Origin of the sequence: Phenylobacterium sp. (assembly GCF_030693405.1) — a bacterium.
In the GTDB taxonomy this organism is placed as follows: domain Bacteria; phylum Pseudomonadota; class Alphaproteobacteria; order Caulobacterales; family Caulobacteraceae; genus Phenylobacterium.
Map to the genome: position 1 here is coordinate 36,907 of NZ_JAUYAW010000036.1, position 12,087 is coordinate 48,993.

12 protein-coding genes are annotated in these 12,087 nt (G+C 66.0%); all 12 read left to right on the forward strand.

The features are described 5' to 3' along the window. Nucleotides 1-12 precede the first annotated feature (12 nt). A complete protein-coding gene (locus tag Q8N19_RS06970; RefSeq protein WP_305588930.1) occupies nt 13-189 on the forward strand; it encodes a hypothetical protein in 177 nt (58 codons plus the stop codon). 5 nt (nt 190-194) lie between these two features. Further along, complete coding sequence (nuoF, locus tag Q8N19_RS06975; protein WP_305588932.1) at nt 195-1,511, forward strand: NADH-quinone oxidoreductase subunit NuoF; 1,317 nt, start codon at nt 195-197, stop codon at nt 1,509-1,511. Nucleotides 1,512-1,516: 5 nt separating this feature from the next. Continuing rightward, nucleotides 1,517-3,556, forward strand: a complete 2,040-nt coding sequence (nuoG, locus tag Q8N19_RS06980) for an NADH-quinone oxidoreductase subunit NuoG (RefSeq protein WP_305588934.1) — start codon at nt 1,517-1,519, stop codon at nt 3,554-3,556. 3 nt (nt 3,557-3,559) lie between these two features. Continuing rightward, complete coding sequence (nuoH, locus tag Q8N19_RS06985) at nt 3,560-4,645, forward strand: NADH-quinone oxidoreductase subunit NuoH (RefSeq protein ID WP_293321346.1); 1,086 nt, start codon at nt 3,560-3,562, stop codon at nt 4,643-4,645. Next, a complete protein-coding gene (gene nuoI, locus Q8N19_RS06990) occupies nt 4,645-5,142 on the forward strand; it encodes an NADH-quinone oxidoreductase subunit NuoI (RefSeq protein WP_293321344.1) in 498 nt (165 codons plus the stop codon). Before nuoH ends, nuoI begins: the two co-directional genes overlap by 1 nt. Before the next feature lie 104 nt (nt 5,143-5,246). Beyond that, nucleotides 5,247-5,864, forward strand: a complete 618-nt coding sequence (locus Q8N19_RS06995) for an NADH-quinone oxidoreductase subunit J (RefSeq protein ID WP_305588938.1) — start codon at nt 5,247-5,249, stop codon at nt 5,862-5,864. Further along, complete coding sequence (gene nuoK / locus Q8N19_RS07000) at nt 5,861-6,169, forward strand: NADH-quinone oxidoreductase subunit NuoK (RefSeq protein WP_293321340.1); 309 nt, start codon at nt 5,861-5,863, stop codon at nt 6,167-6,169. Before Q8N19_RS06995 ends, nuoK begins: the two co-directional genes overlap by 4 nt. An 8-nt stretch (nt 6,170-6,177) precedes the next feature. Beyond that, nucleotides 6,178-8,235: an NADH-quinone oxidoreductase subunit L gene (gene nuoL, locus Q8N19_RS07005; RefSeq protein WP_305588945.1), complete on the forward strand. Its 2,058-nt coding sequence runs from the start codon at nt 6,178-6,180 to the stop codon at nt 8,233-8,235. A gap of 14 nt (nt 8,236-8,249) precedes the next feature. Continuing rightward, nucleotides 8,250-9,737, forward strand: a complete 1,488-nt coding sequence (locus Q8N19_RS07010) for an NADH-quinone oxidoreductase subunit M (protein ID WP_305588947.1) — start codon at nt 8,250-8,252, stop codon at nt 9,735-9,737. Between the two features lie 13 nt (nt 9,738-9,750). Continuing rightward, complete coding sequence (gene nuoN / locus Q8N19_RS07015; RefSeq protein WP_305588949.1) at nt 9,751-11,181, forward strand: NADH-quinone oxidoreductase subunit NuoN; 1,431 nt, start codon at nt 9,751-9,753, stop codon at nt 11,179-11,181. Nucleotide 11,182: 1 nt separating this feature from the next. Beyond that, nucleotides 11,183-11,926 carry a biotin--[acetyl-CoA-carboxylase] ligase gene (locus Q8N19_RS07020; protein ID WP_305588951.1) on the forward strand — a complete coding sequence of 248 codons (744 nt, stop codon included), beginning with the start codon at nt 11,183-11,185 and terminating at the stop codon, nt 11,924-11,926. Then, the coding region (locus Q8N19_RS07025; protein ID WP_305588962.1) for a type III pantothenate kinase at nt 11,923-12,087 on the forward strand (165 nt) is incomplete at its 3' end. The genes Q8N19_RS07020 and Q8N19_RS07025, both read left to right, overlap by 4 nt.

A 12,087-nucleotide genomic window follows, 5' to 3' on the forward strand; every position in this document is an offset into this window, starting at 1 on the left:
AAGGCGCGGTTCATGCGCATGGCGGTGATCAACGGCCTTTGCCTGGCGGCGGCCGTCGCGGCGGTGATCGGCGCGCTGGTTTCCGGACAGGACTGGCTATTCGCCATTTTCGGCGTCGCTCTGGCCGCAGGGTTTGCGGCGCAGATCTGGTTCATCGCCGCCTTCCGGCGCGCGAAAGAAGGAGTTTGAGGGGCGTGGTCGGGATTCTCGAAGACAAGGACCGCATTTTCACGAACCTCTATGGCCTGCACGACTTCGGGCTCGAGGGCGCGAAGCGGCGCGGGGCCTGGAATGGCGTGCGGGAAATCCTGTCGCAGACTCCCGAGTGGATCTGCGATCAGGTCAAGAATTCCGGCCTGCGCGGGCGCGGCGGGGCGGGCTTCGGCACCGGCCTGAAGTGGACCTTCATGCCCAAGCAGGAAAGCGAGCGGCCGCATTACCTCGTGGTCAATGCCGATGAGTCCGAGCCGGGCACCTGCAAGGACCGAGAGATCCTGCGCAATGATCCGCACCTGCTGATCGAAGGCTGCCTGATTGCCAGCTACGCGATCCGGGCGCACGCCTGCTACATCTATATCCGCGGCGAGTACGTCTTCGAGCGCGAGCGCCTGGAGGCCGCCATCCGCCAAGCCTATGAGGCCAGGCTGATCGGCAAGGACAATGTACATGGCTGGGACTTCGACCTCTATGTGACCCACGGGGGCGGCGCCTATATCTGTGGCGACGAGACCGCCCTGATGGAAAGCCTGGAAGGCAAGAAGGGGCAGCCGCGGCTGAAGCCGCCGTTCCCGGCCGGCGCCGGCATCTATGGCTGCCCGACCACCATCAACAATGTCGAGACGATCGCCACGGTGGGCTCGATCCTGCGCCGCGGCGCCGAGTGGTTTGCGGGCTTTGGCCGCCCCAACAACACGGGCACCAAACTGATGGCCATTTCCGGCCATGTGAACCGCCCCTGCGTGGTCGAAGAGACCATGTCGATCCCGCTCCGCCAGCTGCTCGAAGAGCATTGCGGTGGCATCCGCGGCGGCTGGGGCAATCTGAAGGCGGTCATCCCGGGCGGCTCGTCGGTGCCGATGATCACCGCCGAAATGGCCGAGACCGCGCTGATGGACTTCGATTCCCTGCGCGAGATGCGCTCCGGGCTCGGAACCGCGGCGGTCATCGTCATGGACAAGGACGCCGACATCGTGAAGTCGATCGCCCGGCTGTCCTACTTCTACAAGCATGAGAGCTGCGGCCAGTGCACGCCGTGCCGTGAAGGCACCGGCTGGATGTGGCGGGTCATGGAGCGGATGGTCACCGGCGAGGCCGAGATGACCGAGATCGACATGCTGCTCGATGTGGCCTCGCAGGTCGAAGGCCACACCATCTGCGGTCTGGGCGACGCCGCCGCCTGGCCGATCCAGGGTCTCTTCCGTCACTTCCGCCACGAAGTGGAGGATCGCATCACCCAGTACCGCGCCGGACGTCCGCACGTTCAGGGCGCCACGCTCGTGGCTGCGGAGTAAAAGACATGCCCATCGCAAAGGTCGACGGCGTCGAGGTCGAGTTCGAACCCGGCATGACGGTGTTGCAGGTCGCCGAGCTGGCCGGGAAGGAAATCCCGCGGTTCTGCTACCACGAGCGCCTGTCCATCGCCGGCAACTGCCGCATGTGTCTGGTCGAGGTGAAGCCTGGCCCGCCCAAACCGCAGGCCTCCTGCGCCCTGCCGGCGGCTGAAGGCCAGGAAATCTTCACCGACACGCCGATGGTCAAGAAGGCCCGTCACGGGGTGATGGAGTTCCTGCTGATCAACCACCCGCTGGACTGCCCGATCTGCGATCAGGGCGGCGAGTGCGATCTGCAGGACCAGGCCATGGGCTATGGCCGCGACGATTCCCGCTATGGCGAGAACAAGCGCGCGGTCGAAGAGAAGTTCATGGGTCCGCTGATCAAGACGGTGATGACCCGCTGCATCCAGTGCACCCGCTGCGTGCGCTTCGTCACCGAAGTCGCTGGCGTGCCGGAGATCGGCCTGATCTCCCGCGGCGAAGACGTTGAAATCACGACCTATCTTGACGCCGCCGTGACGTCCGAGCTGAGCGCCAATGTCATCGATCTCTGCCCGGTCGGCGCCCTGACCTCAAAGCCCTACGCCTTCAACGCGCGGCCCTGGGAGCTGAAGAAGACCGAGAGCATCGACGTCATGGACGCCCTGGGCTCGGCCATTCGGGTCGACGCCCGCGGCCCGGCCGTGCTGCGCGTGCTGCCGCGCATCAATGACGACGTCAACGAAGAGTGGATCAGCGACAAAACCCGCTACGCCGTCGATGGCCTGTCGCGCCAGAGGCTGGATCGCCCATACATCCGCGAGACCGGCAAGCTGCGTCCCGCCACCTGGGCCGAAGCCCTGCAGACCGTGGCCGCCAAGGTCAAGGCGACGGCTCCGGACCGCATGGGCGTGATCGCCGGCGACCTGCAGGACGCTGAGTCCATGAAGGCCGCCCTCGACCTCTTCGGCGCCCTGGGCGTCACCAGCCTCGACTGCCGCCAGGACGGCATGGCCCTGGGCGACGGTCCCCGCGAAAGCTGGCTGCTGAATTCCACAATCGCCGGCATTGAAGACGCCGATGTCATCCTGCTGGTGGGGACCAATCCCCGCCTGGAGGCCCCGGTGTTCAACGCCCGTCTGCGCAAGCGCTGGCTGGCCGGCGCACTGCGGGTCGGCGTGATCGGCGAGCAGGCCGATCTGAGCTTTGGCTATGACTATCTTGGGGCCGGCCCAGAAACGCTCAGCGGACTGTCCAAGTCCCGCAGCGATTTCGCCAAGGCCCTCAAGGGCGCTGAAAAGGCCGCGATTATCGTCGGGGCAGGCGCCCTGGCCCGCGCAGATGGCGCAGCCGTGCTCAAGGCCGCCGCTGGCGTGGCCGACACCTTCAACGCGACCTGGAACGTGCTGCATACGGCCGCCGCCCGTGTGGGCGGTCTCGACCTGGGTTTCATCCCCAAGGCTGGTGGCAAGACCGCCCTGGAGCTGACCGCCAAAGGCGGCGCAGACCTGCTGGTCCTGATGGGCGCCGATGAGATGGATCTGTCGGCCACCGATGCTTTCGTCGTCTACATGGGCACCCATGGGGACGCCGGCGCGCATCGGGCCGACGTGATCCTGCCGGGCGCGGCCTATACCGAGAAGAACGGCCTCTATGTGAACACCGAGGGCCGGGTTCAGCGCGGCGAACGGTCCGTCTTCCCGAAGGGCGAGGCCAAAGAGGACTGGGCCATCCTGCGTGCCCTGTCCGAACTGCTGGACGCCAAGCTGCCCTATGACAGCCTCGACCAGTTGCGCGCCCGCCTGTTCGCCGATCACCCCACCTTCGGCCGAATCGACTATGTGCCGGACGCGCCTGGCGCGCTCGACCTGTCGATCCTTGGCGGGGAGGGCGATCTGTCGGACGCGCCCTTCGCGAGTCCCGTGAAGGCCTTCTATCTGACCAACCCGATCGCACGCGCCAGCGTGACCATGGCCGAGTGCCAGGCGCTCGTGCCGGGCGCCGAAAAAATCGCCGCGGAGTAGGGCATGGACGCCACCACCAATTTCTGGGCGACGCCAGGCGGCTGGACGCTGATCACTGTGGGCCAGATTCTGGCTGTCATGATCTGGATTCTGCTGTCGCTGGCCTTCCTGCTGCTGGCCGATCGCAAGATCTGGGCCGGCGTGCAGATGCGCAAAGGCCCCAACGTCGTCGGGCCCTTCGGCCTGCTGCAATCCTTCGCCGATTTCCTCAAGTTCGTGCTGAAGGAAATCGTCATCCCCGACGGGGCCGACAAGGTGGTCTTCATCCTGGCCCCCCTGATCAGCTTCGTCCTGGCCTTCGCCGCCTGGGCCGTGGTGCCCCTAGCGCCGGGCTGGGTGGTGTCGGACATCAATGTCGGCGTCCTCTACCTGCTGGCGATCAGCTCGCTCGGCGTCTACGGCATCATCATGGGCGGCTGGGCGTCCAACTCGAAATACCCCTTCCTGGGCAGCCTGCGCTCGGCCGCCCAGATGGTGAGCTACGAGGTCTCCATCGGCTTTGTGATCATCACGGTGATCCTGCTGGCCGGCACCATGAACCTGCAGACCATCGTCGAGCAGCAGGCGGGCGGCTTCTGGAACTGGTACGTGTTCGGCGGCGGGCTCTCCAACCTGCCGATGATCCTGATCATGGTCCCGATGGCGGTCGTGTTCTTCATCTCGGCCCTGGCCGAGACCAACCGCCCGCCCTTCGACCTGCCGGAGGCCGAGTCCGAACTCGTGGCCGGCTACCAGGTCGAATATTCCTCGACCCCGTACCTGCTGTTCATGATCGGCGAGTACGCCAACATCGTCCTGATGTGCGCCATCATCACCATCCTGTTCTTCGGCGGGTGGCAGGCGCCGTTCCCGACGCCGTTCATCGAGAGCTGGCCGGCGACCGCACAGAGCTTCTTCGGCTTCATGTGGTTCTTCGCCAAGACGGTGTTCTTCTTCTTCCTGATCGCCATGGTGAAGGCGATCGTGCCCCGCTACCGCTACGACCAGCTGATGCGCCTGGGCTGGAAGGTCTTCCTGCCCTTCTCCCTGGTGGCTGTGGTGCTGGTCGCCGCCTGGCGCGTGTTCGGCCCGGCCCAAGGAGCGATCTGATGAGTTTCGCCGCCCGTCTCAGCCAGGCCGCCAAGGGCGCGGCGCTGATGGACTTTATCGGGGCCTTTGGCCTGGGCATGAAGTACATGATGCGTCCCAAGGCGACCGTCATCTATCCGAACGAGCGCAACCCGCAGTCGCCGCGCTTCCGTGGCGAGCACGCCCTGCGGCGCTATCCCAATGGGGAAGAGCGCTGCATCGCCTGCAAGCTGTGCGAGGCCATCTGCCCGGCCCAGGCCATCACCATCGAGGCCGAGCCCCGGGACGACGGCAGCCGCCGGACGACCCGCTATGACATCGACATGGTCAAGTGCATCTACTGCGGCCTGTGCCAGGAGGCCTGCCCGGTGGACGCCATCGTCGAGGGGCCGAACCTGGAGTTCGCCACCGAGACCCGGGAAGAGCTCTATTACGAAAAGGATCGCCTGCTCGACAACGGGGACCGTTGGGAGCGGGAAATCGCGAAGAACCTGGAACTCGACGCGCCCTATCGCTAAGAGACAGGCGCGATTCCGGGGCTTTTGGACGTTGGCGTCCCAACCGGGCCATGCGCCCGGCGGGCGGACCAACCTGATGATTGAGGGGCGAAAGTAGAGCCGTCATGGCCTTGCAGGCGATCGCATTCTATCTGCTGGCGACAGTCACCATCGGCTCCGGCCTCGCCGTGGTGTCCGTCAGAAATCCCGTGCACTCGGTGCTGTTCCTCATCCTGACCTTCTTCTCGGCGGCGGGCCTCTTCCTGCTGCTGGGGGCGGAGTTCCTGGCGATGCTGCTGGTGGTCGTCTATGTGGGCGCGGTCGCGGTGCTGTTCCTCTTCGTCGTCATGATGCTCGACGTGGACTTCGGCGCGCTGAAGCAGGGCTTCGCCAGATACGCTCCGGTCGGCGCAGTGGTGGGCGGCGTCCTGGCGATCGAGATGATCATCGTCGCCACCGCGGTGGCCCGGGGCGGGGCGGCCAGCGGCGCGCGCGAGCCCATGTCGGCCCTGGACGGTCTGTCCAACACCGAGACCATCGGGCGGGTGCTCTATACCGACTACGTCTACTTCTTCCAGGCCGCGGGGCTGGTGCTGCTGGTGGCCATGATCGGCGCCATCGTGCTGACCTTGCGTCATAAGCCCGGCGTCCGCCGTCAGGTGATCGCCGACCAGGTGGCGCGCACGGCCGAGAGCGGCATGCGCACCGTTCAGATCAAGCCGGGCGAGGGGATGGGCGAATGACCATCGGGCTCAGTCACTATCTGGCGGTCGCCGCCATCCTGTTCACGATCGGGGTCTTCGGGATCTTCGTGAACCGCAAGAACATCATCGTCATCCTGATGTCGATCGAGCTGATCCTGCTGGCGGTGAACATCAATCTCGTCGCCTTTTCGGCCTATCTCCATGACGTGGTGGGGCAGATCTTCGCCATGTTCGTCCTGACCGTGGCCGCCGCCGAAGCGGCCGTGGGTCTGGCCATCCTCGTCACCTTCTTCCGTAACCGCGGCGGCATCGCCGTGGACGACGCCGCCGTGATGAAAGGCTGACGGACCCTATGACCCCTCAGTCTCTCGCCATCATCCTGGTTTTCGCGCCCCTGTTGGGCGCCCTGATCGCGGGCCTGTTTGGCCGTCGGATCGGTGATTTCGCCTCGCAGGCGGTGACCACCGGCCTGCTGCTGCTGGCCTGCGTCCTGTCCTGGACCCTGTTTATTCAGTGGACCTGGGGCGGGCTGGAAGCGTTTACGCTGACCCTGCTGCCCTTCATCAATGTGGGAGACTTCCAGTCGGCCTGGTCGATCCGCATCGATGGGCTCTCGGCCGTCATGCTGATCGTCGTGACCTCGGTCTCGGCCCTCGTCCACGTCTATTCGTGGGGCTACATGGCTGAGGACGATTCCCGGCCGCGCTTCTTCGCCTATCTGTCGCTCTTCACCTTCGCCATGCTGGCCCTGGTCACGGCGGCCGACTTCATGCAGCTGTTTTTCGGATGGGAAGGGGTGGGGCTGGCCAGCTACCTGCTGATCGGCTTCTGGTTCAAAAAGCCCACGGCCAACGCCGCCTCGATCAAGGCCTTCGTGGTCAACCGGGTGGGCGACTTCGGCTTTGCGCTCGGCATCATCACCGTCTTCTGGATGTTCGGCACCATCGAGTTCGCCGAGATCTTCCCGCGGGTTGAGGAGCTCGCCTCGGTCGGCTGGTCGTTCGCGGGCCAGACCTGGCACGCCGTGGACCTCGCCTGCGCCCTGCTGTTCGTCGGCGCCATGGGCAAGTCGGCCCAGTTCTTCCTGCACACCTGGCTGCCGGACGCCATGGAAGGCCCGACCCCGGTCTCGGCCCTGATCCACGCCGCCACCATGGTGACGGCGGGCGTCTACATGGTCTGCCTGCTCTCGCCGATGTTCGAATACGCGCCGGTGACCAAGCAGATCGTCACCCTGGTCGGCGCGGTCACGGCCCTGTTCGCCGCCACGGTGGGTCTGGCTCAGAACGACATCAAGCGGGTCATCGCCTATTCGACCTGTTCGCAGCTCGGCTACATGTTCTTCGCCGCGGGCGTCGGCGCCTATCAGGCGGCCATGTTCCACCTGTTCACCCACGCCTTCTTCAAGGCCCTGCTGTTCCTGGGCGCCGGCTCGGTGATCCACGGCATGCACCACGAGCAGGACATGCGGAAGATGGGCGCCCTTTGGAAGCTGCTGCCCGTCACCTATGCGGTGATGGTCATCGGCACCCTGGCCATCACCGGCTTCGGCATCCCTGACCTGCACCTGGGCTTCGCCGGCTTCTACTCCAAGGACACCATCATCGAGGCGGCCTATGCCGCTGGCGAAGAGAACGGCATCGCCTATTTCGCCTTCGTCATCGGCATCCTGGCGGCGGGGCTGACGGCCTACTACTCCTGGCGCCTGGCCTTCATGACCTTCCACGGTCATGCCAAGTGGGGCCACGAGCCCCATGACGACCACGCCCATGCGCCGGCCCAGCATGAGACTCATGACGAGCCCCTGCCGGACGCCCATGATCATGGCCATCATCACGCCCACACGCCCCATGAGAGCCCGTTGGTGATGGTGGTTCCGCTGCTATTGCTGGCCGTTGGCGCCGTAGCGGCGGGCTTCGCCTTCGTCGAACACTTCGTGGGCGACCATCAGGCCGAGTTCTGGCGCGGCGCCATCTTCACCGCGCCCACCAACCACGTGCTCGAACACGCCCACCATGTGCCGCACTGGGTGCTCTATGCGCCCCTGGTGGCCTCGATGCTGGGGCTGGCGGTGGCCTTCTACATCTATGTGCTGCGCGAGGGCCTCGGCGCCCGGATGGCGGCCAAGGAGGGTGCGGTCTGGAGTTTCCTCTACAACAAGTGGTTCTTCGACGAGCTCTACAACGCCACCTTCGTCCGCGCCGCCCGCGGTCTGGGCGACCTGTTCTGGAAGGTCGGCGACCAGAAGATCATCGATGGCCTTGGACCGAACGGCGTGGCCGCCGTCTCCGCGGCCATCGGCCGGCGGACCGGCAAACTGCAGACCGGCTTCGTCTACCACTATGCGTTTGTGATGCTGCTCGGGGTGGCGGGTCTTCTGACCTTCGCCCTGTGGTTCTGGCAGGCTTGAGGCGGGGATAGGTCATGTCTGGCATTCTCTCGCTCATCACCTATGCGCCGCTGCTGGGCGTCGCGGCGATCCTGGCGCTGCGGTTCATCGCGCCTGCGGGCAGCGCTAAATCGGCTGAGCTGGCCAAGTGGGTGGCGCTCGTCACCACTCTGGTGACGCTCGCCCTATCCCTGGTCATGCTCGGCCAGTTCGACCGGACCACGGCCGACTTCCAGTTCGTCGAGGACTTCGCCTGGTTTGGCGGCCTCCATTACCGCATGGGCGTCGACGGCATTTCGGTGCTGTTCGTCGTGCTGACGGCCTTCCTGATGCCGCTCTGCATCGCCGCCTCCTGGCGCTCGATCGAGCATCGTATCGAAGAGTACCTGATCGCCTTCCTGGCGCTGGAGACCCTGGTCATCGGCGTGTTCTGCGCGCTCGACCTGATCCTCTTCTATCTCTTCTTCGAGTTCGGCCTGGCGCCGATGTTCCTGATTATCGGGGTCTGGGGCGGCAAGAACCGGGTCTATGCGGCCTTCAAGTTCTTCCTCTACACGCTGCTGGGCTCAGTGCTGATGCTGGCCGCTGTGCTCGGCATGATCGGCATCACCGGCACGTCGTCGATCCCCGAACTGATGACCTACGACTTCGGTCAGGAGATCCAGATCTGGCTGTGGCTGGCCTTCTTCGCCTCGTTTGCGGTGAAGATGCCCATGTGGCCGGTGCACACCTGGTTGCCCGACGCCCACGTGGAAGCCCCCACCGCGGGCTCGGTGATCCTGGCCGGTGTGCTGCTGAAGATGGGCGGCTACGGGTTCATGCGCTTCTCCCTGCCCATGTTCCCCGACGCCTCGGCCTATTTCACGCCGCTGGTCTTCGCCATGTCGGTCATCGCCATCGTCTACACCTCGCTGGTGGCCTTCCGGCAGACCGACATCAAGAAGCTGATCGCCTATTCCTCGGTCGCCCATATGGGCTTCGTGACGCTGGGGATATTCTCGGGCAACGCCCAGGGCGAACAGGGCGCCATCTTCCAGATGGTCAGCCACGGCCTGATCTCGGGCGCGCTCTTCCTCTGCGTCGGCGTCGTCTATGACCGTATGCACACCCGTGAGATCGCCTTCTATGGCGGCCTGGTGAACCGGATGCCCTGGTACGCGGCCATCTTCCTGCTGTTCACCATGGGCAATGTAGGCCTACCGGGCACTTCCGGCTTCGTGGGCGAGATCCTGACCATGGCCGGCGCCTATCAGGCCTCGACCTGGGCGGCCATCGTGGCGGCCTCCGGCGTCATTCTCTCGGCCGTCTATGCGCTCAGCCTCTACCGGCGGGTCGTGTTCGGCGAGATCACCAATCCGGCCCTGGCCGAGATCAAGGACCTGAACTGGCGGGAGGTGGCGATCTTCGCCCCCCTGATCATCGGCACCCTCTATCTCGGCATCTATCCGGCCGCCGTTTTCGATATCACCCAGGCCTCGGTCGACAATCTGGTCGCGGTCTACCGCGCCGCGACCGGCGGGTGAGGGGGCTTTTGAGATGAACTTCTCCACCGATCTGAGCCTCGCCCTGCCTGAACTGATCCTGGCCGGGGGCGCCCTTGTCCTGCTGGTCTGGGGCGCCTTCCAGAGCCGCGCCAACATGGTCTTCAGCCTGGCGGCCGTGGCCCTTCTGGTGGCGGCCGGCGCCGCCGCTGTCCTCGGTCCCATGGGCCGTGGCTTCTCCGGCGGGCTGATCGCCGACCAGGCCTCGGCCTTCGCCAAGGTGGCCATCTATGCCGCCAGCGCCATCGCCATCCCGCTTGGCCAGCCCTGGTTCCAGCGTCGGGGCATCAACAATTTCGAATTCCCGATCCTGATCGTCCTGGCCGCGCTCGGCATGGGCATGATGGCCTCAGCCGGCGACCTGATCTCGCTCTATATCGGCGTCGAGTTGCACTCCCTGGCCCTCTATGTCCTGGCCGCCATCCATCGCGACAACGCCAAGGCCTCTGAAGCCGGTCTGAAGTACTTCGTCCTCGGCGCCCTGTCCTCGGGCCTGCTGCTCTATGGCGCCTCGCTGATATACGGCTTCGCCGGCTCCACCCACTTCACCGTCATCGCCCAGTCGGTTGAAGGCGGGGCCAATGTGGGCGTGCTGTTTGGCCTGGTGTTCCTGATCTGCGGCCTGGCCTTCAAGATCTCGGCGGCCCCGTTCCACATGTGGACGCCCGACGTCTACGAGGGCGCGCCGACCCCGGTCGTGGCCTTCTTCGGCGCGGCGCCGAAGATGGCGGCCATGGTGCTGTTCGCCCGGGTCCTGGCCGAAGGCTTCGGTGGCGCAGCCGATCAATGGCGCCAGATCCTGGTGATCATCGCGCTCGCCTCTGTCGCGGTCGGCGCTTTCGCGGGCTTGGCCCAGACCAACCTCAAGCGCCTGTGGGCCTATTCCTCGATCGCCAATATCGGCTACGCGGTTCTTGGCCTGGCGTCGGGCGACGCCGCAGGCATTCAGGCCATGCTGGTGTTCATGGTCCTATACATGGTGGACGTGACCGGCTTCTTCGCCTGCCTCGCGGCCCTGTCGCGGGATGGCCGGCCCATGGAGACGATCTCAGACATGGCGGGGCTGTTCAAGGAACGCCCCGGCATTGCGCTCGCCATGAGCGCGTTCGCGCTCTCGGCCCTTGGCCTGCCGCCCTTCTCGGGCTTCTGGGCCAAGTTCTATGTCTTCAAGGCGGCCATTGGCGCGGGCCTTGGGGTCGTTGCGGTCATCGCCCTGGTGGGTAGCGTGGTGGCGGCCTTCTACTATCTGCGGCTGATCAAGGTGATGTGGTTCGACGCCTCGGCCGGCGCCACGGAAACCCCGCCGGTGGAGGCCCGCACCATCGCCCTGACGCTGGCCCTGTTCACCTTCCCTGTGGTTCTGGTGGCCCTGGCCTTCATCGATCCGCTCGCAGCGGCCGCGGCCGCCGCCTTCGGCCTGGCCTGATTTGGCTACCGCTCACCCGCCGATCGCGTTCTTCGACGAGCTCGACTCCACCAACGCCGAGGCCCGTCGCCGGGCCGAGGCGGGGGAGGGCGGCCCCCTCTGGATCGCCGCCCTGCGCCAGACGGCCGGCCGCGGCCGGCGGGGTCGGGCCTGGGAGACCGGGTCGGGCAACCTGGCCGCCACCCTGCTGATGACCACCGACCGCCCGGCCGGGGAGGCCGCGCAACTGTCTTTCGTAGCCGCCCTGGCCGCCGCCGACCTGGCAGAGTCCTGCCTGCCGCCGGGCCTGGTCAGCGTGAAATGGCCCAATGATCTGCTGATCGCCGGGCGCAAGTCCGCCGGCATCCTGGTGGAATCGGGCGCCCGCCCCGACGGCCGACTCTGGCTGGCGGTCGGGATCGGGATCAATCTGGTGAGCGGCCCGGAGGCCGCGGAGCGGCCATCCACGACCTTCGCCGAACACATGGACGGCGCGCCCCCGACGCCCCAGGCCGCCCTGGACGTCCTGGCCGCGTCATTCGAGACCTGGCGCAGCGCCTGGGCCGTACAGGGCTTTGCGGCCATAGCGCAGGGCTGGACCCTGCGCGCCCATGGCCTCGGCCAGGCCTGCGTCGCGCGCCTGCCGAATGAGACCGTCGAGGGGGTGGCCGAGGGCATGGATCCCGATGGCGCCCTGCGCCTGCGGCTGGCCGACGGCCAGATCCGGCGGATCACCGCCGGCGACGTTTTCTTTGGAGAGGCCTGATGCTGCTGGCTATCGAACAGGGCAACACCAACACCCTTTTCGCCGTCCATGACGGCCAGACCTGGATTGCGCAGTGGCGGGCGGCCACCGATTCCACCCGCACGGCTGATGAGTACGCCGTCTGGCTCTCACAGCTGCTGCACATGGCTGGTCTGCAGTTT

Coding starts and splice junctions, on each gene's coding strand:
- Q8N19_RS06970 (WP_305588930.1), top strand. CDS start 13: ATGCGCATGGCGGTGATCAACGGCCTTTGCCTGGCGGCGGCCGTCGCG.
- nuoG (WP_305588934.1), top strand. CDS start 1,517: ATGCCCATCGCAAAGGTCGACGGCGTCGAGGTCGAGTTCGAACCCGGC.
- nuoH (WP_293321346.1), top strand. CDS start 3,560: ATGGACGCCACCACCAATTTCTGGGCGACGCCAGGCGGCTGGACGCTG.
- nuoI (WP_293321344.1), top strand. CDS start 4,645: ATGAGTTTCGCCGCCCGTCTCAGCCAGGCCGCCAAGGGCGCGGCGCTG.
- Q8N19_RS06995 (WP_305588938.1), top strand. CDS start 5,247: ATGGCCTTGCAGGCGATCGCATTCTATCTGCTGGCGACAGTCACCATC.
- nuoK (WP_293321340.1), top strand. CDS start 5,861: ATGACCATCGGGCTCAGTCACTATCTGGCGGTCGCCGCCATCCTGTTC.
- nuoL (WP_305588945.1), top strand. CDS start 6,178: ATGACCCCTCAGTCTCTCGCCATCATCCTGGTTTTCGCGCCCCTGTTG.
- Q8N19_RS07010 (WP_305588947.1), top strand. CDS start 8,250: ATGTCTGGCATTCTCTCGCTCATCACCTATGCGCCGCTGCTGGGCGTC.
- nuoN (WP_305588949.1), top strand. CDS start 9,751: ATGAACTTCTCCACCGATCTGAGCCTCGCCCTGCCTGAACTGATCCTG.